This window comes from Solibacillus sp. FSL W7-1436 (assembly GCF_038007305.1).
In the GTDB taxonomy this organism is placed as follows: Bacteria; Bacillota; Bacilli; order Bacillales_A; family Planococcaceae; genus Solibacillus.
Genome location: NZ_JBBOWV010000001.1, coordinates 485,992 through 510,266, shown reverse-complemented (window position 1 = coordinate 510,266; position 24,275 = coordinate 485,992). Strand labels below are relative to the sequence as shown.

The window sequence follows — 24,275 nt, the reverse complement described above, 5'->3', positions numbered from 1 at the left end:
TCAAATAAATTATAGGGAAATAGTAACGTTCCTTTTATTAATGTTTAAAAATAGCATAATATGGGTATTTTCTTTTTAATGTATACAAAGAGGTGAACATATGAAAGGGAAATATTTTTCGAATACTGTATTTACAGTATCAGCAGCATTTATTTTAATTTGTGTTATTTTTGGGAGCGTGGCACCCGATGCCTTCAGTAATATTGCTACATATTTGTTTGGTTTAACAACCGATTATTTTGGATGGTTCTACTTGCTGTCCGTATTTATTATTATTGTCTTTCTTTTAGTATTGGCAATCTCCAAGTTCGGGAAAATCCGTTTAGGTGGTAAAGATGCGCGACCGGAATTCAAGTTCCATACATGGATTGCACTGTTGTTCGCGGCAGGTCTTGGTATCGGATTAGTTTTCTGGGGTGTTGCCGAACCGATGAGTCATTACTTTAAAACACCGTTTAACGATGTTCAGGCGCAAACGACGGATGCAGCACGTCTTGCGATGGGCTATGCTTTTTTCCACTGGGGAATCAGCCAATGGTCAGTGTTTGCAATTATAGGATTAGTTATGGCCTATATGCAGTTCAATAAAAAAAGGGATTTATTAATTTCTACAGCGTTAGAGCCTGTCACAGGAACAAATCGCGGTATTAAAAATACGATTGATATTTTGGCTGTAATCGCTACAGTAATGGGTGTTGCCACATCAATCGGCTTAGGTGTTCTGCAAACGAACGGTGGGTTAAATGCCGTCTTTAATGTACCGATATCCATTTGGGTACAGGTGGGAATTATTGGCATAGTTTTCATTGGATATATGGCATCTTCTATAAGCGGTCTGCAAAAGGGGATTCGTATATTAAGTAATGTAAACATGTACTTAGCCCTGATTTTACTATTATTTGTTTTTGTTACAGGCCCTACAGTGTTCATATTGGAAAGTTTCGTTTTAGCAATCAGTGATTATATTACGAATTTCGTGCAGTACAGCTTACGTTTGCAGCCGTATGCAGGAGGAACGTGGGTAAAGGATTGGACAATTTTCTACTGGGCGTGGGCAATTGCCTGGTCACCTTTCGTCGGGTCTTTCGTAGCGCGCGTATCGAGAGGGCGTACAATTCGTGAATTTATCGTCGGCGTTTTAATCATTCCGCCGGTTATCTCTTGTTTCTGGATTGCGGTATTTGGCGGTTCAGCACTTTACTTTGATTTAAACAAAGGAACATCAATTGCCGAAGCGGTTGATACGGATTTGACTGTTGCCCTATTCCTTATGCTCGAACAGCTTCCGTTAACAACGATCGCCTCGATTCTCGGGATTGTTTTAATCGTAATTTTCCTTATTACATCAGGCGATACAGCGACATTTATTATGGCAAGTATGACGGATAAAGGGACAATGAACCCTCACAATCGATTAAAAGTCATCTGGGGTGTATTAATTGCTGCAATTGCAAGTGTACTGTTGTTTTCAGGTGGACTTGAAGCATTGCAGACGGCTTCCCTCATTTCAGCTCTGCCATTTACCGTCGTCATGCTGTTACTCATTGTCTCCTTCTTTAAGATGATCAGACATGAAGTCATTCCTATTACGAAGCGGGATGTACGTCGCCATAAACGGATTATGGAACAAATCGAAAAAAATGAAAATAAACCTGGAAAATAGATTTTATCCTAAGTAAAGTTGGGCACTGCACACTCAAAGGTGAAGCAGTGCCCATTTTTTATTACGAATGTTATGTAATCCAAAACCTTTATTTAGAAGATTTTTAAAATAAAGTTTAATAACAAATAGGGCGGGTAATTGTTAGGGGAACGCCAAAACACAATCTAGGAGGAATTACAAAATGAGTGAAGTGAATAACATTAACAAGAAACTTGATGAATTATCTCCAGAAAAAAAAGATCAGATTTTAGAAAGCTTTTCAACGTTCAAAAGCTATTTGAATGACCAGCTTGCTAAAGGTGAACGTCTAGGATTGAGCGATGACATGTTGGCAAAGGGTGCCAAGTTTGTAGCGGATCATTTAGCTAAAAACGAAGAACCTCGAAACAGTGAAGAAAAAGTGCTGCAGGAATTATGGAAAGTAGCAGATGAAAGCGAAAAGAAATCATTGGCCAGTGTGCTAGTGAAAATGGTCCAAGCAGATTAATACGTTGGATTAGAGTTTAGTAGAATCCAATCATACAAAGAAACGCAAAAGCTGATTTGCAGCTTTTGCGTTTTTTATGTTTTCTACACTTTAAATAGATTGACTTGTTCTTGAACTCCGACGGCACCTTCACTCAATGATTGGGCGACCTCGTTAATCTCCTGCATTGTAGCAGTTTGTTCTTCAACTGCTGATAGGACAATGCCAATCTCACCGGCAGCGCTGTTAGCTGCATGAGCCATTTCAGCAATAGATGCTGCAACTTCCTCGGTACTTGCGGAAATTTGTTCGGACGATGCAGAAACTTCCTGAATTTGAGCAGTCATCTCTGTGATGGACCCGACAATATGATTAAATGAAACTTGCGCATTTTGTAAGTAGACAACACCTTGATCGACATTTTGAGCTGTTGTATTGACGCTTTCTTCAACTTCTCTCGTATCTTTTTGAATTGTCGATGTGAGGCCGGCAATTTGTGATGCTGAGCTTTTCGATTGCTCTGCCAGTTTGCGCACTTCGTCAGCGACAACGGCAAACCCTTTCCCATGTTCTCCTGCACGGGCCGCTTCAATTGCTGCATTTAGAGCAAGCAGGTTTGTCTGATCTGTAATATCCGTAATCACTTTTGTAATGTTCTCGATTTCGGCAGATTGTCTGCTCAGCTGTTTAATTTTTTCTTTTGTTTCATAAGAAGATTGTTGAATAACCGACATTTGCTGTTCAGCTGTCTGTAATGTATGACCGCCTTCTCCTGCAATTGTCTGCATGTCCATCGCATGAGAGTTCAATACTTGCGCGGCTTCAGCGATTCGGCTTACACCTTGAGCTGTCTCATCCATAGCAACAGCACAATCATTTCCGATTGCTGCCGCATTGCTACCGCCTTCAGCAACAGTTTCCACACGTTTTGCAATATCAGCAGAAGCAGCCGACACTTCATCGGTACTGCTCGCCAGCTGTTCTGAAGCAGCTGTTGTACTTGAAACGTTCAACGATACATTACTGATTAAGCTGGAAAGACTGGCTTTCATTGCATTAAAAGCAGCCGCAAGTTCGCCAATCTCATCTTTTGTTTTCACATGAACATCTTCTTCTCGTAAATCACCGTTCGCAATCACATTTGCCGCATTTGTTAATCTGTGTAAAGGGCGAGTAATGTTGAGTGTAATAAAGATGGCTAAAGCAACTGCAATGAGTGTACCTATCACAGAAATTGTAATAAGCGAAATTTTAATCATATTTGCGCTTTCAGTTGTTTCTTTACTTGTAGTGTTCATCTGTTCCTTTTGGAAATCAACCATACCATTGATTGTTTGCTGAATATTGCGGTTAGCTGGTACAGCGAATTCGAATAACATATTATACGCTCTATCTGTTTCTTCATTATCGACGTACGCAATTACTTCTTCTACATAGCCGTTATATAAAGCTTGTTGTTCTTTTAATATGCTTAATTGTTCCTGCATTTTAGCGGTTCTAAATAATCCTTCGATTTCACCGATTTTTTCTGCAATTGTTTCTCTTTGAGTAGTAAGACTTTCTATATCAGTTGGATCTTGGCGTAAAACATAGGAACGGATATATAGTCCCTGTAATGATGTCGCATTTTGAATTGCCGATAACTCCATCGCATTAAATACGGCCCCATCAATTACATACGAATAATCCTCTTCGATTTCAGTCATTTTAATGACAGAAAAAATTGAAAGAAAAATGAGAATTACAATAACGATACCAAAACTACCGAACAGTTTCTTTCCAATATTCATATTTATTTTCCTCCGAATGTCATACTTAAAATATATCTATAACTTCGGTTTAAATTTAAAGTACTTAAGACTTACTTTTAAAAAGAGAGAATACTTATTTAGTCTTGAATTAAAGTTTTGGGATTAAGTAATATTTCTATTGTTTTAAGTACGATATTTCGTCATATTCCAGTTTTATGTATGGAATTAAGTTTCTGGGGTGCATTTTCTAATAAATTGCTGGGTTGTTCTAATATAGCGAAAAATGTTCTAATAAAAGTTGGATTTTCTAATATAAGTGCCAGTTTTTCTAATAAGTATCCGAGATGTTCAAATAAAGTCAGTGAATGTTCTAATATCACAGTGCAATCTTCTAATATCGGATGTAACTCTTCTAATAAAACACCAAACCGTAAACCACACACCGCAAAACAAGGAAAACTACCTCCACCAATAGCCCATTTATTGAAAACTTCTAATAAACTTTGTCAATGTTCTAATAACCCACCGCCATCTTCTAAAATCATGCGCAACTCTTCTAATAAAACACCAAACCATATCCCGTAAACCGCTACATAAGCAAACATCTCGCACCAGAAGCCCATTATAAGAAAACTTCTAATAAACTTAACCAGAATCCCTATAATAAAACCATCCCAAACCCCATAAAAAAACCGAAACCCTATAAAAGGATTTCGGCATACAATTAAGTTCTAAACTTCGCCACAATACCTTGCAACTCTTCAGCAAGATGGGCAAGGGAACCTGCTGCGGTATTTACTTCTGACATCGAGGCAAGCTGCTCTTCTGAAGCGGATGCGACCGACACGGCATTATCGGCCATAGTTTCGGAGACTGCCGCCATTTGCAGTGATTGCTCTGATACAGATGCCATTTTCGAATGAATACTATCAGACACAGCTGTAATCTCGGTTACCTGGTTTTGTACTTGACCGATAATAGCCAGAATTTCGTCAAACGTTGCCTTCGTATCATACGAAATTGTGATCCCCGCATTGACGCGATCCTTCACTTGCTGAATAGATGCAACGGTTGTCGTCGTATCGTTTTCAATCTCAACGGCAATTCGCGAAATATCGGATACCGACTGCTTCGTCTGCTCGGACAATTTTTTCACTTCATCCGCGACAACGGCAAAGCCTTTACCAGCTTCACCCGCACGCGCTGCTTCGATTGCAGCATTCAAGGCAAGCAGGTTCGTCTGATCGGAAATATCCTGTACAAGCTTTAGTATATTGACGATCTCAGTCGTACGGCTAGCAAGGAGTGTTAAAGAATCAGCTGTTTCATCGACTGTTGATTGAATGAGATTCATTTGAGATACAGTGTTTTCAACATATACCGAACCTTTTTCAATTTTTTCATTTGTTGAATTAGACAAGGTTGTTGCCTGATTCGCCTGATTCGCAATTTCCTCAGCCTCTTCTAATACTTTTTGTGCAAAGGAGGCAGAGGCGTTCGACATTTCTTTTTGCTTGTCCGCTGCATCCGATACATTTTGAATGGAAGTGGAAATCAGTTCTGTGCCAAGCATTGTTTCATCGGCACTGGCCATCAATTCTTCGGCAGATGCTGCAACCTGATCTGAACTGTCCGATACATGTGTAATGATTTCCTTTAAATTGCCGGTCATTTGGCGGAATGAAACCTGCAGTTCGCCAACTTCATCGTCAGCCTCTTTATCTTCAAACTGCACATTTAAATTCCCTGCAGCAATTTCTTTTGCACCTGCAGTTAATCGACTGATGCGGCCAACAATTCTGTTTGTAAAATACAGAGCCGATACAACACTTACGATAATAAGTGCGATCGCTGAAATAATGGAAATCCATGTAATGGCATTAATTTTATTGCCAAGCTCTTGCTGCATTGCGGTATAGTTTGCGCTGACATCACGTTTCAACTCGATTACATCATTGACAATTCCTCGTGTACGCTGGGATTGGCGCTTAATTTCCGCCACATTTGTTTCCTGTAGGGAAGCTGTAGTCGCTTCAGCAATTTTAGTGAATTTTTCTTCAAAATGTGCACTAATCTGACGTTGGCGATCTGTTGAAAAACTGCTTTGCAGACTATTGTAAATTTCTTCTGTTCGCGCTAAATCTGTTTCAATATTATACTTGTTGTTTTCAGACACATTGATCGAATAGACGCTCAATGATTTCTGCAGGCTTTGTACCGAGCTGTTTAACTCCTCAAAAGCAACCAAGGAATCCACCACTTCTTCCGTTGATGCATTCAGGCTCATAAGCTGACTAATATTATAAGCGATAATACAGACAGCTAATATTAGCGGTAACAATGCCAATATTAATATTTTTTGTTTTAATTTCACTGTTGTACGATCCTTTCTTCTACTTAATCGTCAGTTGCCCGTCCGCAAGCTCCTGCTGTAGGTTTTCAATTTGCTTTTGTTCCTGTGCAGTTAAATTCACAACACGGATTGGTGCTAGACTTACACCATTTTCTTTAATGCCAAGCACTTTATCTTTTTCCGAAAGGGTCCCCGTTTCCGAAACTTCTTTAATTGCCTGATAAACAGCTGTATCTACCCGTTTCAGCATGGAAGAAACAATCGTATCTTCAGCAAGGAAAAACTGATCGCTGTCCACGCCGAATGCATATACACCGGCTTCCTGTGCCGCTAAAATGGAGCCAACACCTGTAAAGCCTGCAGCGGGATAAATAAAGTCCGCGCCTTGTTCAATCATATCCTGTGCAATGGAAGCACCAAGCTGATCATCACCGAAATTCCCCGCATAAACGGATAGCACTTCTGTATCGGGATTTACTTGTTTGGCACCTGATTTAAATCCGGTTTCAAAACGTTCGATTACCTCATTTTCAATACCACCGATAAATCCGATTGTATTGCTGTCTGATTTCATCGCAGCGAGTGCCCCGAGTAAGTAGGAACCTTCATCTTCTTTAAATGTTATGTTATGAACATTCGGCAAGTCCGACACAGCATCGATCAGTAAAAACTGCTCGTCCGGATTGGCAGCGGCAACGGCCTCCATATCCTCCTGGACCGTAAACCCGATTCCAATGATCAGATCCTGTCCTTCCTCAACGAGCTCTTCCAGCCCTTGCTTATATGTACCGGTAAATTCAAGTTCACGGTAATCAAATGTTATATTTAATTCATCGCGTGCTTTTTCGAGACCTTCAAAAGCAATATCTGAAAACGACTGATCACCAAGTCCTGCATCTGACAGCATGACCCCAATTTTCACCCGTTCCTTTTTCTCTTCCTCTGACTTCTGTGAGCAGGCAGAGAGCACGACTACAACGAGAAGACTCATCAAAAACAACCATCCTCTTTTCATTTCATCAGTCCTTTACTTTAAATACATTCTGTAGAGGTTCGACCTCCAACATTTTCAATTTTAACGTATACTTGTCATTTAATAAATGAAATAAAAAAAATTATGCAGAAAATTAACAATTGTTGGGAGATTAAGGGTGATCGAAATTTTATTAGAAGATAACTTGGGGATATTAGAAAAGGTTCAAGCGTTATTAGAGTATCGGAAAGTCATATTAGAACATCTCAAATTAAATGAGAACTTCTTCAACTATAAAAAGAAAATTCTGAAACTTAAGTTGACACAATCTGGAAGAATGCAGTATAGTGTAGTAATTAAAAAGGGGGAAACTTGATGAAAGGGTTCATTTATACTCGACAGCAGTTTGCACAATTACATCTTCATACTAAGTAGTCTTGCTATCTTTATTAAATTTTTAATAATGAATAGGAAGACTTTTTCGCATTGAATCGTATAATAAAGCCGTTTTGGAGCTTTATCATTATACGATTTTTTTATTTCTCAAAAACAGGAGGATTCGTATGAAAAAAATTGACTATCAAAATGTAAAAGGAACACAGGACTACTTGCCGGCTCAGGAAGTTGTAAGACGCAACATTCGGCGCACTTTAGAAGATACGTTTATGTTGTACGGATGTAAGCCACTGGAGACGCCGATATTAAACTATACAGAGTTAATGGCTTCCAAATATGCAGGCGGGGCTGAAATATTAAAGGAAATGTACACATTAACAGATCGAGGAGAACGCGATTTAGCGCTTCGTTATGATTTGACGATACCTTTTGCGAAAGTAATTGCGATGAATCCACAGCTTTCAATGCCATTTAAGCGCTATGAAATCGGAAAAGTATTTCGGGATGGACCGATTAAAGCAGGGAGATTTAGAGAATTTACTCAATGCGATGTGGATGTAGTCGGTATAGAATCACAGTCGGCAGAAGCTGAACTGATGGTGATGACAATCGATGCTTTTAACAAGCTAAATATTGAAATGGTGATTCAATTCAATAATCGCAAGCTATTGGCAGGATTATTGCAATACTTTAAAGTCCCTCAACAAAAAATAAATAGCGTCATTCTCATACTGGATAAAATGGAGAAAATCGACCAAGTCACTTTACTGAAAGAACTGGAGGAACAGAACCTTTTACCTTCAACGATTGAGTTAATTAAGCAATTTTTAAATGCGAATCCGACAATTGCCTATTTTGAGAAGTACCGAGAGGAAAATGAATTAATTAAACAAGGCTATGAAGAATTAATCGAGCTGCAGGATTATTTACAAGTTTTAAATGTTGGTGAAAGTTGTGTGTTTAATCCATTTCTAGCTCGAGGTCTGGAAATATACACAGGTACCATTTATGAGCTATTTCTAAAAGATGGTGTAATTAAATCAAGTATTGGAGGCGGTGGTCGTTACGATAATGCAATTGGAGGATTAATCGGTTCAGAGGAAAAGTTTTCGACTGTAGGCATCTCATTTGGTTTGGATGTTATTTATACAGCGATGGAGCAAAGAGAAAATAGTGCAGATCAGGCGTTGGTGGATATTTTTATTATTCCATTAAATACGGAAAAGGAAGCACTGCGTTTAGCATGGCAATTACGTCAGCAGGGAAATCGTGTAGAAGTTGAACTGAGTGGTAAGAAATTGCGGAAAGCAATGGAAAAGGCAAACCGTGAAAATATCCGGAAAGTAATCATTTTAGGAGAAAATGAAATTCACACAAAACGATATGAGATGAAAGATATGCAAACAGGCAAAGTGGCGCAATTCGAAATACTATAATTTAGAAGGGAAGAGATGGGATGAATTTTCGAGAAGCAAATATAGGCGATGCACCGGGGATTGCAAAAGTGCATGTTGATAGTTGGAGAAGTACATATAAAGGCATTATCCCCCAAAGCTTTTTAGATGGATTAAGCTATGAACAACGTACAAAACTGTGGGAAAAAAATATTTCAGATCAAACGAATACGATTTATGTAGCAGAAAATGAAAATAAAATTATAGGTTTTGTCACAGGGGGTACACGTAGTACAAATAAAGAGGTTGGAGCAAGTGACTTAACTTCGATTTATTTACTTGAAGAATGGCAGGGCCAAAGCGTTGGGAAAAAGCTATTAAATCAAATCATGACTTCCTTTTTAGAACAAGGCTACCAAAAAATATATGTGGATGTATTAGCAGACAATAAAACAAAACAGTTTTACCAATATTATGGGGCTGAGTATATCAAAACGGTTCAATTAAGTATTGGAGGTAAGACATTAGATGAAGAGATTTATGTATGGAACAGTGTAGAAAAAGTAATCCAACAATCAAAATAAATAATTTACATTTATTGACTAAATTCAAATAATTTTATTGAATAATCGTAATATTATGTTATTATTTTACAGTATGCTATAGCTAAAAACCTAACAATTCTCTAAATATTAGGATAATAGAAATAAAAAATTAGGAAGTAAAACATGCTACATTCCTTAATAGACATGATATAATTAGCGTTGTCAGACATTTCAGTTAAAGGTGAGGGGGGGCCAGTATGGAATTTAATCAAAGAACGAAAAAGAACGTATTATTGCTTTGGTTAGCTACTGGGCTACCCCTCATGTACGGCCTATATTTTCTGTTTCCAAATCAGCCGATCGACTGGGAAATTTTTGTTTATTTATCGATATTCGCGCTCATCACAACAGCCATTCCATTCCAAATTGGAAACACGACGATTATTCTTTCACAATGGGTCACATTGGCAGCCTTTTTGCTGTATGGCGTCGGGGCGGAAATGCTGATTGTCCAATTAAGTATTTTACCGATTATTTACCAGATGAGAAACCATAAAGATGCGTTTTACCGAATCATCTTTACTTCTTGGATGTTTGCCTATACTTCTTTTTTCGCTGCAGGCATTGTTCATTTAGCGGGGTTTGAAGTAGGGAATTCGAATTTAACGCATTTACTGCTTTACGGAACGGTATTTGTCGGGTTCCATTTGTTTATCAACCATACGATTTTATATGTACGCGATCGCTTTACAGGTGAAAACGAAAAGTTTTTCAGTGAACATATATTATGGGATTACGGCAGCGCAACCATTACGATCCCGTTTGCCATTACATTAGTCATCCTGATTAATGATATAGGTGCACCAGCAATTTTCCTGCTCGGTATTCCTTTTTTTGCGATAACATTTGTTGCAAAAATGTACAATATTTCGGAACGGGTCAACTATTCACTCAGTAAAGCAAGCGAGTTTGGTCATGAGTTGGCAGACAGATTAAGCGCCCAGCAAATTATTGAACTGTTTATGCACCGGGTGAGTCAGCTCTTTGCACATGATGCGATGTATCTTGTCGATAATATTCAAGGGAAATATGTGATTTTGCGTGCAAGAGTAGATGGAAAAGATATCGAAATTCAGGCTGATTCAGATTCAATCCGCGATTCATTTATTCATATTTGCTTCCAAACAGAAGACAAAAAGGTATTCTCTAGTGCAAAAGAGTGGGAAGAAGGTGCGCCGGATTTCCTCCCACTTGATATGAATAGTGTCATGATTGTTCCAATACACCGTAACCAAAAAACGGAAGGAACATTAATTTTAACGGCACGCAAAAAGAATGCATTTGAAAAGTATCAGATGGATATCGTTCACTTACTGTCGACGTATTTTGCCGTGTCTCTGGAAAAAGCGAAATACTTAAGCGCGGCAGTTGAGAAAAGTGAGACATGTGCATTGACAGGTCTATATAATTATCATTATTTAGATAAAATGCTAGTGGTAGAGCAAGAGCGGATTAAGGCGAATCCTCATCTTCAGTTTTCATTATTAATGATGGATATTGATTATTTTAAACGGATTAATGATACGTATGGCCATCATGCGGGAAATATCATCCTTCAAAATTTTGCTAAGCTATTAGAAAACTTTGTTCCGGAAGAAGCGGTTTTAGCTAGGTATGGTGGAGAGGAATTTGTCATGCTTTTACCGCATAGGACGAAGGAAGAGGCAGTCCAATTAGGTGAAGAAATTCGTCAATGTGTAGAAGTAACACCATTTTTAATTGAATCCGATTTAGCCGAAGCTGGTCAGAAAGAGCTGGTGTTTATTACAGTGAGTATCGGTGTTTCAAATGTCCCGGATGACACGGATGAAACGAAAGGGCTTTTACGCAATGCCGACCGTGCACTGTATATCGGAGCAAAACAGGCAGGGCGCAATAAAGTAGCAGAGTATTCACGTTAAGAGAACTCCTTAGTTAACGCTATGGAGTTCTTTTATTATTTTCAGCCTAAAATTTATAAATTACACGATAATAAATCTTACTAATTTCGTATGAATTAATGTATGATGAAAGTATAATTTTTAAAGTTGAAAAATTCTGTGTAAGAGCATAAGCACGAATATTGGAGGAATGGCAGATGGCAAAAATCTATGTAATCCATGAAAATGATGATTGGACGCGTCACTTAGTAAATCGTTTAGAAGAATTAAACTTACCATATGAATCATGGCATTTGGACGAGGGGATTGTTAACTTAACAGAGGCCCCTCCAGAAGGTGTATTTTATAATCGAATGAGTGCCTCTTCACATACCCGTGATCACCGTTACGCACCTGAACTGACAGGTGCAGTGCTGGACTGGCTGGAATTCCACGGAAGAAAAGTGTTGAATGGCAGTAATGCATTGCGTTTAGAGTTAAGTAAAGTGAAGCAGTATACTGCACTGGAAAAGCACGGAATCAAGACACCGAAAACAATTGCTGCCGTTGGGAAACAGCAAGTTGTTGAAGCTGCAAAAGCATTGAATATCGTACCGTTTATTACGAAGCATAATCGTGCAGGCAAAGGATTAGGTGTTCAGCTATTTTATTCAATCGCTGCATTGGAAGAGCATTTAGCGAAGCCGGATTATGAAGAGCCTGTAGATGGCATTGTGCTGATTCAGGAATACATCGAGTCGCCTGAATCTTATATTACACGTGTTGAATTTATTGGCGGCGAGTATTTCTACTCTGTACAAGTGGACACATCCGAAGGGTTCGAGCTTTGTCCAGCAGATGTATGCCAAATTGGCGATCTATTCTGTCCGGTAGGGGAAGAGCCGAAAGAGCAGCGTGCAAAATTCGAAATTGTCGAAAACAACGAATCAAAGCTGCTTGAAAACTATGCGAATTTCCTGAAAGACAGCGGAATTGATGTAGCAGGCATTGAATTCATCCGCAATGCAAAAGGTGAAGTATTTACGTATGATGTCAATACAAATACGAACTATAATTCGGATGCAGAGGCAAAAGAAGAAAAGTACGCAATGCTGCAGCTTGCTAAGTTTTTAGGGCAGGAACTGGAAAAAGTAACAGCTCAAAAAGTGAAGTAAAATGAAAAATCCAATGAAGGGGGAGCGCTACACTGCACTTTCTTCATTGGACTTTTTTATTTATGCTTCTTATGCTGCTTCATTCGTTTGACTAAGAAACCACCTTTAAACGACTTCGGTTCATAAGAAATTATAAAGGCTGACGGCTCATGATGCTGAACAAGCATAAATAGTTCCTTTTCACGATTCCGTTTCGTTAAAATTTCGTATTTGTATCGTTGACTATCCCGGCCTTCACCCACGTATGTCGTTACCGCAAACCCTTCATTTCGCATAACTTGGATCAGCTCTTCGTTGCGGATTTGTGTATTGATCGTTACATAAATATAGCCAATCGCTAGCTTTTGCTCGATGCGCGTCCCGATAATGATCCCTAGACCAAACCCGACTGCATACACGACCATTGCAAGAAAACCTTGATCGCCGCTGAAAACAAGAGACAGACCAAACACATAGATGAGCATTTCAACAATTCCGATCAGTGATGCGAGCGTTGTAATATTTTTAACTAAAAAAATTGTTCGCAGAGTAAATAAAGGAACATAGAGCAATTGTAATAATAGAATAAGCAAAATTTCTTTCATCAAATCGAATCCTTTTCTTTAAATTATGCTCATCATAATATGGGTACTCTTGTAAATGCAATAGATAAGATTATATGGAGAGGCATGAACCAAAATATTATTCATCCTATCCTTTTCCTATGTTCCCTTTAAAGAATACTTTATGCAATATTTCTCAAAAAAAACATAACTTATATGTTTACCCATCTCTCTTTTGTGGGAAACATATATGAGGATAATTATAAATTATTCGGTATAAAGTACTGCTCGTTCATGCAGAAAAAGAGACAGGTAGAAGCTTTCAGAACAAGCCTATCGTTTACTTAATATTATACATAGTACAAAGTTAATGAGACTTATAGACTGAAATAGCGACAAAAAAGCCTCTTCATTTCATTTACCTGTCGTTTTCTGTATAATTAAGTGTAACGGGCAATGAATTATGCTTTATCTAAAAAAGTAGAGAGAAGTTGATGTAATGACCATTCTTGTTGTAGACGATAACCAAGTTAACCTCTTCGTTATTGAAAAAATATTGAAAAGTGATGGTTATGAGAAGTTTGTTTCCGTACAATCTGCAAAAGAAATGTTTGACTACCTAGATCCATCCAATGCCCCTAAGTGCTATGACGTTAATGTTATTTTATTGGATGTTATGATGCCGGAGATGGATGGAATTGAAGCTTGTCGTATATTAAAACAAAATCCACAATGGAAAGATATCCAGGTGATTTTCGTGACCGCTCTTGAAGATAAGTCGAAGCTGTCGGAAGCTTTGGACGTTGGCGGCATTGATTACATAACGAAACCTATTAATCGAATAGAATTATTAGCCCGTATACGTGTAGGGAAGCGATTGAAATCAGAACTGGACTGGCATACAAATCAGGAAAAGATTATCCAAAGAGAGTTGGATCTGGCAGCCCGTGTCCAACAAAGTCTTTTAAGCCCACCTGTTCATGAACCGAATATTTCGATTACCGCTTCTTATTTACCATCATCGAATCTGGCAGGAGATTTATATTATTGGGACAAGCTTGATGAAGATCGCTATGCTGTCATGTTATTGGATATGATGGGGCATGGGGTGTCCGCATCGCTTGTTTGTATGTATATTTCATCTGTTTTGCGTGAGGCAATTAAAAAGCTGACAGACCCTGAGCTTGTTATTGCAGAGTTGAATCGGTATATGAATTTACTGCAAAATGAAAAAGAAAATATATTGTATTATTTCACCGGCGTGTATTTTATTATCGATACAAAGAAAAAAACAGTGGAATACGTCAATGCAGGCCATCCAAAAGGCTATGCTTTAGTTGATGGCGAAAAGACTGTGCCCATTACGCATACGAGTTATGCAGTAGGATTTGTTGAGGATATTAAAATTGAGAAGACGATTATTCCATATAATTCGTCCATCCAAATTGTCCTGTTTACGGACGGTGTTCTGGAAGCGATGGGTCCTTGTGAAATAGAATCTGATAAAGAATTGTGTGAAATTGCTAGTAACCACTGGTCGACGGACATTTCACCGATCGACTATTTAGTGAAGGGCGAACAGCAGCATAATCAGCCGGATGATATGTGTGTTCTATTATTGCGTGCCAATAGTTAATAAGTTGAATTTAAATAGAAAACCCAATTTTTCGTATGTAGAAAAATTGGGTTTTTGCTGTTTAATCCAAAATAAAAATGGCACATCCGTAATAGATGTGCCTTTTTTTCAATTCTTGCATATTCGAATACAGTTACTAAAATCTCTTTTGATAGATGCGCTCTGTTGCGTTAACGGTGCGGTATTTGGATACGAGCGGAGTAAACTGCAACGTTTCCTTATCACCCAACCCCAGATATCCGTTTCTTGCTAAGCTATCGTAAAAGAGATGATGCACTTCATGCTGCAGCTCAGGTGTAAAATAAATGAGCACATTGCGGCAAATGATCACATCAAATTCCTGAAACGATTTATCCGTTGCCAGATTATGCTGGGCAAACATGATATTTTCGCTTAAGTAAGGTTGAAACGTGGCGAAGCTGTCATCCGTTTTATAGTATTGGGAAAAGCTTTCTGTTCCGCCGGCTAAAATATAATTTTTCGTATAGGCTTGCATTTTATGGAGAGGGAAGGCACCCTGTTCCGCTTTTTTCAGCGCATTTTCATTCATATCTGTCGCATACATTATCGTACGATTCAGCAAGCCTTCTTCCTGCAGCAGGATGGCCATTGAATAAACCTCTTCGCCAGTTGCACAGCCTGCATGCCATATCCGTATTTTATCAAGCTCTTTCAGCTGCGGTATGATCTCTTCGCGGAACGCCCTGAAGAAAGAGGGGTCCCGGAACATTTCCGTTACATTAATCGAAAAATCGTTCAGCAGCACTTTCAATAACTCTTTATCGTAAATAATCGATTCGGTTAATTGAGAGATCGATGAAAAATTGTTGATCCGCATGCGATGCTCAATGCGACGTAAAATTGATTGTTGATTATACTTTCGGAAGTCAAACCCTGATAATGTGTAAATCGCTTCTAATAGTAAGCGTATTTCTAACTTTTTTCTATACATTTCGTATACGTTCCCCACTTGTGAGCCATACCGTTAGTACGGAGAATAGTTGTTCCAAGTTTAAAGGCTTACTTATATAATCGGAAGCCCCTGCTTCAAAAGCACGATCTTGGTCTTGCTTCATCGCTTTTGCTGTTAATGCAATAATCGGCAGCTCATATAATTGTAAATCTTTGCGGATACGCTCCATTGTTTCATATCCGTCCATTTCAGGCATCATAATATCCATCAGAACAGCATCTACGCGTGTCGCCGTCTGTAAAATATTGAGACATTCCACACCGTTGGACGCTTCAATAATGTGAACACCTTTATGTTCCAATGCCTGACGAAGCGCATAAATATTACGGTAATCATCATCAACTATCAAAATATGCTTTTCATCAAATATCGATTTAGGTACACCCATCGGAACCGCCGGAGCGACTTCTGTATAAACGGCTTCCTGTTCAGCAATGTTCGATTGTACAGCGTTTCCTTCAGGTAAGCTTGGCAAGTACACTGTAAATGTGCTGCCTTCACCTTCCGTACTTGATAACGTAATCCAGCCACCAAGAAGTTTTGTAACTTCACGGCAAATGGATAAACCTAATCCTGTTCCGCCATATTTGCGAACAGTAGCACCGTCCGCTTGCTGGAACGATTCGAATACGATGTTTTGTTTATTTTTCGGAATACCGATACCGGTATCTGTCACACTAACCGTAATCCATGTGTCGCTAAGCTGTCTCATAGCAGGTGTTATGCGTGCTTTGTCAACCTTCACTGTTACCGAACCTTTCTCAGTAAATTTCAGTGCGTTGGAAAGCAGATTATTTAAAACTTGATGGAATCGTTTTACATCGGTATGGAATACTTCAGCAAGATTTTCTGCCACATTCACCGATAATTCCAGGCCTTTTTGATTCGCTACCGGCTGGAATAAATTTTGAATATGCTGTGGCATTTCATAAATGTCCATCTCTCTGAACCATAAATCCATTTTCCCTGCTTCAACTTTCGATAAATCGAGTATGTCATTGATCAGGTTCAGTAAATCTTCACCCGAATCATGGATAACTTTTGCATATTCCAGTTCGTCTTCAGATAAATGTTGTTCATGGTTTTCCGCAAGCATTTCAGACAAGATTAAAATACTGTTAAGCGGTGTACGCAATTCATGGGACATATTCGCAAGGAACTCGGATTTGTAATTTGAGCTTTGGCGCAGCTGTTCTGCACTCTGCTTCAGCTCTACCTGCACTTTTTCCAGTTCATGCGTTTTCTGTTCCGCATCACGTGTACGTTCTTCTAAACGTTCATTAATAGTTGTCAGTTCTTCTGTTTGCATTTTCAGCTCTTCGGATTGCGTTTGAAGCTCTTCTGACTGAACTTGCAATTCTTCGGTCATAGCCTGCGATTCATTTAATAGACGAACAACTTCCATACGTCCAATAATACTGTTGATTGTTACACCTAGATGTACAACCACTTCTTTAATTAAATCACGTTGCTGTTGGCTATAGGGCTTAAGTGACGCCAGTTCAAAAACAGCCACGACTTCTTTTCCGAAAAGTACAGGAACGATAATACCGTTCGAAATCGGAATATTTCCAAGTGATGTTTCCAAGTAATGGAAGCTGTTATCTTTGTTGTCATAGCCTAAAATCCGTTTTTCTTTTACACTCTGACCGATGAAGCCTTGTCCAACTTCAAAGCTGTCACGTCCTACATCATCGCCCGTTTCCGCAAAGGCAGAAATTTTATTGAACTTGTTATGGTTGCGGATATCCTGAATGTAAAATGCGCCGTATACCGAATGTGTACGAGTCGTTAATGATTTAAGCAGTACTTCACCCAATTCATCCAGTGTATCGACACCTTGGTAGGCTGTTACAACTTCGGCCAAGTTCGTTTGGTACCATTGACGGTTTTCCATAGTTGTAAGAAGGGAATTCGTCGCCAGTACAAGGTCTTTTACTTCATCATTCGTTTTGGCAGTTATACGTTTTCGTACTTTACCGTCGGAAGCATTCATATCCTGAATCGCTTCGGTTACTTCGTTGATCGATCCGGCAATATTACGTGAAATAATTGTGAAAATAACGATCGTTACTGTCGCAATTAACGTTAAGATTGCAAAAAGACTATACGTTAATGCCGTGTTTTCATCATTAAGTTCAGTAACTTTTGCTTGAATCGCTTCTGTTTCAAATGTACGGAAAGTGGTGAAATCTTGCTGCAGGTTACTAATTGCCAAGCTGCTTTCAACACCATCGAACATTGAAAGTATTTCTTCGTTATCATTAGCAATTATCGCATTCATGAGAGGTTGACCGGTATTTTGAATCCAGTCTACGATACCGCTATGGACTACTTCCAGCTGTTGCTGACCGCTTGAAAATTCATTTACAATGGTGTTTAACTCATCATAGGAAGATTTCCATGTTGCCATTTCTTCATTGAATTTATTTAAATGCGTTTCATCGTCTGTAATTAAATAGCGATGTAAAGAGGATTCCATATTAAGAATTTGGCGTTCCAGATTATTTGACATCATACGCATTTGAGAATCATATTTAATAATGCCATTCCGTTCTGTTTGTAAACTTGTTATTTGATTATTCAAGACAAGCGCCGCAACGATTAAACATACTATGAGAATAATATATCCACTCGTAATTTTGAAGCCGATGCCCAATTTACGTTTTTTCTTCATGATGTTCTACCCTGCCTTTATTAAAATTTCTATCATCTAAGTATACTATAACTTACTAGAGTGTACGAATATGATGAATTAAAAAGTAGAAAGAATTCCAATGTTAATCGGGGACTCAATCAATTCGTATCTATTTTCCCGTAAATTCCGCCCCCGCCTCCGGTGATGGCAATTTGTCCTTTTCTTGATAAGTCGATCAGCACCGCAAGTTTTTCGGGAATAACGTTTTTCAGTTCTTCCAACGAAGCCTCGTGCAGAATATTCATCTCGGTTCCAAATACATCCAGCATTTTCTCGATTGTTTTAGATCCAATACCGGGGATAAAGTCGAGTGGAACTTGATGAATATATGGAGGCCTGCTGATTTCCAGTAGGGGGTTATCCGTTAATTCCACAATTCTTTTGGCAACGCCTTTAATCAGCTGTTCCTTTCCGCAATGAGGGCAGCGGCTATGACCTTCTTCTATTAATTGTTCACCGCAGTTGGCACAAACCGTTTCATGATACTTGCCAAGAAGGGGATTGAGTCCGTAATTGGCTATGATTTGTCTGCCTTCAATTTGATGGAGCGCTTTTCTTAGCTCTTCGAAATTAGCATCCATGACCCGGATTTTCTGATATTCACGGGCAAGCTTCCCTAAAGAGTGGGCATCCGAATTTGTAACAAAGCTATATGGGGCCAATTCACTGATTCCTTTAACCATCATTGTGTCCGAACTTAAACCGAGTTCAATTCCATCAATGAGTGTCGGATCAAAAACTTCCGTTAAGCTGCTTTTTACACCTTTTCCGAAAAGACTTTTAAACGGTGTAAATACATGGGCCGGTATAAACAGCCCGCCGAGTTCTCGAACCTTTTCCTGCAGTGTCCTGCCGTCACATCGCGAACGCTGTGTACTCAAATGGATATTCTTCTGATGAAGGCGCAGCCAATCTGAAAACTGCTTCATCTTTGTAAGTGTCGGGATATAGCAAAGGACATGGATCGGTCCGTGACAATTCGCATCATAAATCTCGATTTCCGTCCCTAAAAGGAGCGTCGTCTTTTTATAACGGATGCCGCCTTCAGTTAATTCTGTTGCTTTTTGTTCTTGAAGAAGCTGTTCTACTTCTTCGATTACTTCCGGTGATTGACAATCGATAATGCCGATTAAATCCAATCCTTTTCTAGAAGTAGCGGTTTCCAGAATATTTGTCAGCGTCAGGTTTTTGCTTCCTGTTATTTTGACTGCCCGTCCTTTATAAGTACGCCCGATATGTATATGTAAATCCGCATAAATTTCCTTCCACATCCTACCCACATCCTTAAAAGAGTTGTCTAATCAAATATACCCGAATTTCGAAGTTTATTTGCAACGGGAGAAGTTTTATTTACGACAAGCGGCCTAAAACGGTTTCATCCGAAATAAACCGATTGCCAGTATAAAAAAATCCTGCTGACAGGGGATTTGCCGATCAGCAGGACTACAACTATTAATTTAAATGACGGATTTTATTCCTTGCCATTTTTCCATTACGACATCTTCCTCAAATGTACTGATGATTCGATAGTTTTCGTCGTCTAAAATGCGGTAATGTTTGCTTAAAAGATTTTGCTGAAGTCGGTGATTTTTATATTCATCGATGTTCTTCCACCATATATAGCCGCCCATCGTTTTTTCACGTGGGGCAATGATGACATTATGCGCGGTAAGTTCGATGACTTCCATCGGATCGCCGCCAATACGGTTTTGCAATGTTTCACTATGACGGAATAGGGCACAGATCGCAATCGTTGTTGTCCAGTTTGCATAAGTCCGCTCTTTTTCGATTTGTACGAGCGTCTTTTTTGAAATACCCAAAATTTCGGCCATTTTATCTTGTGTGTAATTATTTTCTGTGCGGATAAGTTTCAAACTTTCCGATGTTATTTGTATGATAATATCTCGATCCATCGAATCACCTCGTGTAATAATACACTAAATATAACATAATACCATTTTAATTTCGACGAATTGAAATAAAAAATAGCCTGAGCAAAATCGCCCAGACTATTTTCATATCAGCAACTATTCGTCTTTTCCTTTTCCGAGCAGCTTGTTTGAAATGACAAGTCCGATTGCACCGATAATAATGAACGAAATCGAACGAATCAGAATGTCGAGCTCTGATAAATCAAAGAAAATCATCTTAATAATCCCGAAGAACAATAAGCCAATACCGACCATCTTCAGATTAGAGTAGCTTCGTTTTGCTGCAAGGAACAGCGAGAAGCAGGCGATGATGAAAATGAACACCGTATTTAGAATAACCGCGAAGTTCCAATTGATAAGATCATGGAAATTCATGAAATTCGTAATACTGAAAACCCATATAATCGAAATTACCATACTGGCGATCGTCAGTTTCTCAGTATTTTGGCTGAAAAATGCTGTGTAGTTTTTATAAATCCACCCTTGTTCCCAAGCATCTGCAACTATTGCCCACAGAATGGCAAAGTATAAAATGCGGACGATAAGGGCGACAATCACTGCCTGGTCGTCAACCCATACAGTGGAAAGTAAAACAAGTCCCGCAAACATGTAAACGCCAGTAGCAAGCCAAGGTAGAAATTGGCCGACGATCTCGCGTTTGACGACTAAAACAGCTGCAAAGGCAAACGCGATTACACTAAATGCTAAAAACGTTGTATAATGCTGCGGCATATACGCCCAGTCCAGTTTCCAAACATAAAGCAGGGCAACTAAATATAATAGGCACGGATAAATATCTTCCAATTTGAAAAGTTTCTTTTTCCCTTCAACCGGTGCAGCTTTATACTGAAGCAGCACTTTATAAAGTAAGACAAGCATTGCAATGACAAGAACGATGTTCAAATGCCTCAATGAGAAGAATGGCTCTACTCCATAAAACATTAAGACGAAAAAGGCGAGTACTGAAAACGTAATGCCCTTAACCCATTTCATGAATAAAATCGCATGCTTCACCGCAATGACCAGTCCGCCAAATGTGACGACAATCATCAGAAGGAGTGACAATTCGCTTGAAATATTGAGCTGTGTAATAATATTCAGCAGTACAATAGCCGATAATGTACCGAACATATCGATCAGCAGCCGTTCTGCACGTTTAAATACGATATATAAAGCACCTGCTACAATCGCAAAGAACAAAACAAGAGCGATGAGTAACGGAGTCTCTTCAGGAGATAGAATTCCGTTTATTACGGACAAGACGATGACAGTATAGGTGAATAGTAAACTGGCATGCAATTTAGTATTGCTAGAATATAACCGTAAGAAGCTTACAAGAAACAGACTGTATACAGCAATGATCGCAAATGCAAAAAAGACGAGGCGTTCATCATGGAATATCGAAACAACCGAAAGTGCTAAAACTGAAAAAGCAGTTCCGATAAAAAGTGCTCTACGCTGTGTATGCTTTAAAATAACGACTTGCACGACAGCGAACAGCAGCACGACGAAAATACCGATAATCACACCGCTAAACTGCATGTATTCCAGTAAATACGGCAGTAATAATGACGTAAAGACAACGAGTGCCGTCAATGCTTCATTTCCTTTAACATAGCTGATGAAAACTCCGTAAACAATGTAGATTAGTGCAAAAATCAGTGCTACGTACAAACTGAGGACATCATATAAAATGGCCCCCGCGGCAGTTGTCAATATCCCGACGATGAAGGCACCGCCGTATAGGGATAACGCGACAACCCGCGACCCTTTTTTCCTTTTCTCCATATAATAGGCACATGCGCCAAGACCAATCGATAATACAAAGCCGGCAATAATTTTGATGCTATCAGATAAAAAGCCGTAATCACTAACGAGTTTCAAGCCCCAAAGAACACCGAGCACTAAAATGACCGTAAAGATTCGCGGCAATGCACGAGTAAACAATTCTTCCAGTGACCGCTTTTCCTTTTTGGGAATCGGGTCTTCTTTAGGGGCAGCGACCGTACTGCTTGGTACAGGTAGTTTTTTGCGTACAAATGGTTTTACCGGTTCTTTTTGAAGGGGTACAGCTTGCTCTATTTTCACATGCTGTTTTAAATGCTGTACTTCTGTTTTTAATGAGCGTACTTCCTGTTCCAAAGCCGCAATCCGTTCCAGCATTTCTGGATCTCTTTCCACACAATCACCTCTTTCAATAAAAGTAATGATACTCTATTAGTGTAATTTTACACTTTTGTATTGTGGAAGTAAATGTTTTTGGAAAATTCATTTACTATAAAACGATTCTATCAATGAGGAGCGGGAAAAATAGTACAGGGATTATTTATGAGAATGTCATGCATATTATTTATCATTTGAAACTATAATTAAGTAATATAGAAATAAGTATGGTTAGTAGGGGGTAATATGGGCAATTTAATTATTTTTTCAATCATTTTTCTAATCGTCCTAGTAATTTTCATAAAACTGTTTTGTTCCTTTACCGCACAATTATATATTCGGAACCGTATACGAAAAGGAATCAGGCAGCATTTTAAACAGATTAAATTGGCAAAAGGCAATAAGCAACAGCTTTTTGACGTATATAAAAGTGTTTATAAAAGCGCCACAACAAAACCAAACCGAATATTTGCCTCCAGAGACCGGGATAAATTTGAACTGAAAGCAAATACGGAATTGAATCGTATGACGAGAAATCCTTTTACAAAACTGTATGCAAGCGCATTAACGTATTCAAAAGGATTGTTTACATGCCTTTTTCTCGTGGCGACAATTCTTTCGGGCGGAATTTTGAAAGAGGAAGTAAAAGCCTCTTCATTGACTTTACCCACAGTGGACGAAAACATTCAACTGAAACTGAATGTTAACCTGGAAGATAAAATCGATCAGATCGTGACCAGCTTTATGCAAGGTGAAAATAAACTGCAAAGCTTTAAATTTCAGGATTTGGCGAATAAGAAGGTTGTTCCCGTTTATGATGTAAAAGATTTACCGCAGGCAGTGACAAATGTAGAACAGTTAGGGCAGGCAATCGCCCACCATATGTCGCAGTTTGAACATCAGTTTACGGTGTACTATGAAGGGGACGTTTCCGATTTTGAAACGACTATAGATGAAGTATTTGCATGGCTTGAGGTAAATGAACCGTATTTATGGGCGGTCATGGGCGAGTTTTCAACACGTGCCAAATACTATGGCAATAAAGTCGAATGGCATGCAACGGTAAACTATGATTTAACAGCAGAAGAAAATGCCGTTGTGCTAGGGAAAATCGATCAGATTATAAGTACAATTCCGCAGGACGCAACGGAATCGGAGAAAGTGAAATTTGTGAATGATTATTTAGTCGTGCACACAGCATACAATGTGAACAGTAAAGCGAATCCGCATACACCTTATTCTGTTTTAATGAATGGGGAAGGCGTCTGTGAAGGATATGCATTGGCCGCCTTATTAATGTTTGAAGCGCTCGGCATCGAGGCGAAATATGTTGTCGGTAATGCCGGCGGACCACATGCCTGGAATTTGGTGAAAGTGGATGGACAGTGGTATCACCTCGATATTACATGGAATGACCCGGTTCCGGATCAGGGAGACCGAGTCCATTATCAATATTTCCTCATAAGCGATGAAAAACTGTCAAATGACCATGAATGGACTAAATCGGATTATCCGAAAACATCTGTAAATGATTACCTTTAAAAAATAATATTGACAAAGGAATGTATTAACCACATAATACACTTATTAGGTGTATGAAGTGCTTAATACATTTTTTTATACATACTGTATTAAGTGGTTAGTACAGATTACCATTCGTCGTATTTTTTTGCGGATAGTGTACTAAGTGGGTAATA

17 protein-coding genes are annotated in these 24,275 nt (G+C 38.9%); 8 read left to right on the top strand and 9 right to left on the bottom strand.

The window, feature by feature from the left end:
- The first annotated feature begins 100 nt into the window (after positions 1 to 100).
- Together MKX73_RS02565 and MKX73_RS02560 are read left to right on the top strand one after the other, a co-directional pair.
- A complete protein-coding gene (locus tag MKX73_RS02565; RefSeq protein ID WP_340716156.1) occupies positions 101 to 1,663 on the top strand; it encodes a BCCT family transporter in 1,563 nt (520 codons plus the stop codon).
- A gap of 181 nt (positions 1,664 to 1,844) precedes the next feature.
- Positions 1,845 to 2,150, top strand: coding sequence for a DUF3243 domain-containing protein (locus MKX73_RS02560; protein ID WP_340716155.1), 306 nt, complete (start codon positions 1,845 to 1,847; stop codon positions 2,148 to 2,150).
- Positions 2,151 to 2,233: 83 nt separating this feature from the next.
- Here MKX73_RS02560 and MKX73_RS02555 read toward each other — a convergent pair whose 3' ends face one another.
- The 3 genes from MKX73_RS02555 to MKX73_RS02545 form a co-directional block, all read right to left on the bottom strand.
- Entirely contained in the window at positions 2,234 to 3,919 is a 1,686-nt protein-coding gene (locus MKX73_RS02555; protein ID WP_340716154.1) for a methyl-accepting chemotaxis protein, read from the bottom strand.
- Between the two features lie 685 nt (positions 3,920 to 4,604).
- Entirely contained in the window at positions 4,605 to 6,254 is a 1,650-nt protein-coding gene (locus MKX73_RS02550; RefSeq protein ID WP_340716153.1) for a methyl-accepting chemotaxis protein, read from the bottom strand.
- 19 nt (positions 6,255 to 6,273) lie between these two features.
- Positions 6,274 to 7,248, bottom strand: a complete 975-nt coding sequence (locus MKX73_RS02545) for a BMP family lipoprotein (protein ID WP_340716152.1) — start codon at positions 7,246 to 7,248, stop codon at positions 6,274 to 6,276.
- Positions 7,249 to 7,769: 521 nt separating this feature from the next.
- Here MKX73_RS02545 and MKX73_RS02540 point away from each other — a divergent pair.
- The 4 genes from MKX73_RS02540 to MKX73_RS02525 all read left to right on the top strand — a co-directional run bounded on the left by MKX73_RS02540 (position 7,770) and on the right by MKX73_RS02525 (position 12,635).
- Positions 7,770 to 9,038 (top strand): histidine--tRNA ligase, encoded by a 1,269-nt coding sequence (locus MKX73_RS02540; RefSeq protein ID WP_340716151.1) that lies wholly within the window; start codon positions 7,770 to 7,772, stop codon positions 9,036 to 9,038.
- A gap of 20 nt (positions 9,039 to 9,058) precedes the next feature.
- Positions 9,059 to 9,580, top strand: coding sequence for a GNAT family N-acetyltransferase (locus MKX73_RS02535; RefSeq protein ID WP_340716150.1), 522 nt, complete (start codon positions 9,059 to 9,061; stop codon positions 9,578 to 9,580).
- A gap of 218 nt (positions 9,581 to 9,798) precedes the next feature.
- On the top strand, positions 9,799 to 11,502 hold the full coding sequence (locus tag MKX73_RS02530) for a sensor domain-containing diguanylate cyclase (RefSeq protein ID WP_340716149.1): 1,704 nt from the start codon (positions 9,799 to 9,801) through the stop codon (positions 11,500 to 11,502).
- A gap of 176 nt (positions 11,503 to 11,678) precedes the next feature.
- Complete coding sequence (locus MKX73_RS02525; protein ID WP_340716148.1) at positions 11,679 to 12,635, top strand: ATP-grasp domain-containing protein; 957 nt, start codon at positions 11,679 to 11,681, stop codon at positions 12,633 to 12,635.
- A gap of 56 nt (positions 12,636 to 12,691) precedes the next feature.
- Here MKX73_RS02525 and MKX73_RS02520 read toward each other — a convergent pair whose 3' ends face one another.
- Positions 12,692 to 13,219: a DUF2179 domain-containing protein gene (locus MKX73_RS02520; protein ID WP_008406062.1), complete on the bottom strand. Its 528-nt coding sequence runs from the start codon at positions 13,217 to 13,219 to the stop codon at positions 12,692 to 12,694.
- Between the two features lie 457 nt (positions 13,220 to 13,676).
- Here MKX73_RS02520 and MKX73_RS02515 point away from each other — a divergent pair, with 457 nt between their 5' ends.
- Positions 13,677 to 14,813 carry a fused response regulator/phosphatase gene (locus tag MKX73_RS02515; RefSeq protein WP_340716147.1) on the top strand — a complete coding sequence of 379 codons (1,137 nt, stop codon included), beginning with the start codon at positions 13,677 to 13,679 and terminating at the stop codon, positions 14,811 to 14,813.
- A 136-nt stretch (positions 14,814 to 14,949) separates the two neighbouring features.
- On the opposite strand, the gene MKX73_RS02510 is transcribed toward MKX73_RS02515, so the two are convergent.
- The 5 genes from MKX73_RS02510 to MKX73_RS02490 form a co-directional block, all read right to left on the bottom strand.
- Positions 14,950 to 15,765 carry a CheR family methyltransferase gene (locus MKX73_RS02510; RefSeq protein ID WP_340716146.1) on the bottom strand — a complete coding sequence of 272 codons (816 nt, stop codon included), beginning with the start codon at positions 15,763 to 15,765 and terminating at the stop codon, positions 14,950 to 14,952.
- Positions 15,758 to 18,463, bottom strand: a complete 2,706-nt coding sequence (locus MKX73_RS02505) for an ATP-binding protein (RefSeq protein ID WP_340716145.1) — start codon at positions 18,461 to 18,463, stop codon at positions 15,758 to 15,760. Before MKX73_RS02505 ends, MKX73_RS02510 begins: the two co-directional genes overlap by 8 nt.
- A gap of 119 nt (positions 18,464 to 18,582) precedes the next feature.
- The gene (locus MKX73_RS02500; protein ID WP_340716144.1) at positions 18,583 to 19,755 is read right to left on the bottom strand and encodes an endonuclease Q family protein; all 1,173 of its coding nucleotides are present in this window, start codon (positions 19,753 to 19,755) and stop codon (positions 18,583 to 18,585) included.
- 186 nt (positions 19,756 to 19,941) lie between these two features.
- Positions 19,942 to 20,397, bottom strand: a complete 456-nt coding sequence (locus tag MKX73_RS02495; protein WP_340716143.1) for a helix-turn-helix transcriptional regulator — start codon at positions 20,395 to 20,397, stop codon at positions 19,942 to 19,944.
- 114 nt (positions 20,398 to 20,511) lie between these two features.
- The gene (locus tag MKX73_RS02490) at positions 20,512 to 22,596 is read right to left on the bottom strand and encodes a DUF2339 domain-containing protein (protein ID WP_340716142.1); all 2,085 of its coding nucleotides are present in this window, start codon (positions 22,594 to 22,596) and stop codon (positions 20,512 to 20,514) included.
- Between the two features lie 228 nt (positions 22,597 to 22,824).
- Between MKX73_RS02490 and MKX73_RS02485 the strand changes: the two genes are divergently transcribed.
- Complete coding sequence (locus MKX73_RS02485) at positions 22,825 to 24,120, top strand: transglutaminase domain-containing protein (RefSeq protein WP_340716141.1); 1,296 nt, start codon at positions 22,825 to 22,827, stop codon at positions 24,118 to 24,120.
- The last annotated feature ends 155 nt before the right edge of the window (positions 24,121 to 24,275 follow it).

Coding starts and splice junctions, on each gene's coding strand:
- MKX73_RS02565 (WP_340716156.1), top strand. CDS start 101: ATGAAAGGGAAATATTTTTCGAATACTGTATTTACAGTATCAGCAGCA.
- MKX73_RS02560 (WP_340716155.1), top strand. CDS start 1,845: ATGAGTGAAGTGAATAACATTAACAAGAAACTTGATGAATTATCTCCA.
- MKX73_RS02555 (WP_340716154.1), bottom strand. CDS start 3,919: ATGAATATTGGAAAGAAACTGTTCGGTAGTTTTGGTATCGTTATTGTA.
- MKX73_RS02545 (WP_340716152.1), bottom strand. CDS start 7,248: ATGAAAAGAGGATGGTTGTTTTTGATGAGTCTTCTCGTTGTAGTCGTG.
- MKX73_RS02540 (WP_340716151.1), top strand. CDS start 7,770: ATGAAAAAAATTGACTATCAAAATGTAAAAGGAACACAGGACTACTTG.
- MKX73_RS02535 (WP_340716150.1), top strand. CDS start 9,059: ATGAATTTTCGAGAAGCAAATATAGGCGATGCACCGGGGATTGCAAAA.
- MKX73_RS02530 (WP_340716149.1), top strand. CDS start 9,799: ATGGAATTTAATCAAAGAACGAAAAAGAACGTATTATTGCTTTGGTTA.
- MKX73_RS02525 (WP_340716148.1), top strand. CDS start 11,679: ATGGCAAAAATCTATGTAATCCATGAAAATGATGATTGGACGCGTCAC.
- MKX73_RS02520 (WP_008406062.1), bottom strand. CDS start 13,219: ATGAAAGAAATTTTGCTTATTCTATTATTACAATTGCTCTATGTTCCT.
- MKX73_RS02515 (WP_340716147.1), top strand. CDS start 13,677: ATGACCATTCTTGTTGTAGACGATAACCAAGTTAACCTCTTCGTTATT.
- MKX73_RS02510 (WP_340716146.1), bottom strand. CDS start 15,765: ATGTATAGAAAAAAGTTAGAAATACGCTTACTATTAGAAGCGATTTAC.
- MKX73_RS02505 (WP_340716145.1), bottom strand. CDS start 18,463: ATGAAGAAAAAACGTAAATTGGGCATCGGCTTCAAAATTACGAGTGGA.
- MKX73_RS02500 (WP_340716144.1), bottom strand. CDS start 19,755: ATGTGGAAGGAAATTTATGCGGATTTACATATACATATCGGGCGTACT.
- MKX73_RS02495 (WP_340716143.1), bottom strand. CDS start 20,397: ATGGATCGAGATATTATCATACAAATAACATCGGAAAGTTTGAAACTT.
- MKX73_RS02485 (WP_340716141.1), top strand. CDS start 22,825: ATGGGCAATTTAATTATTTTTTCAATCATTTTTCTAATCGTCCTAGTA.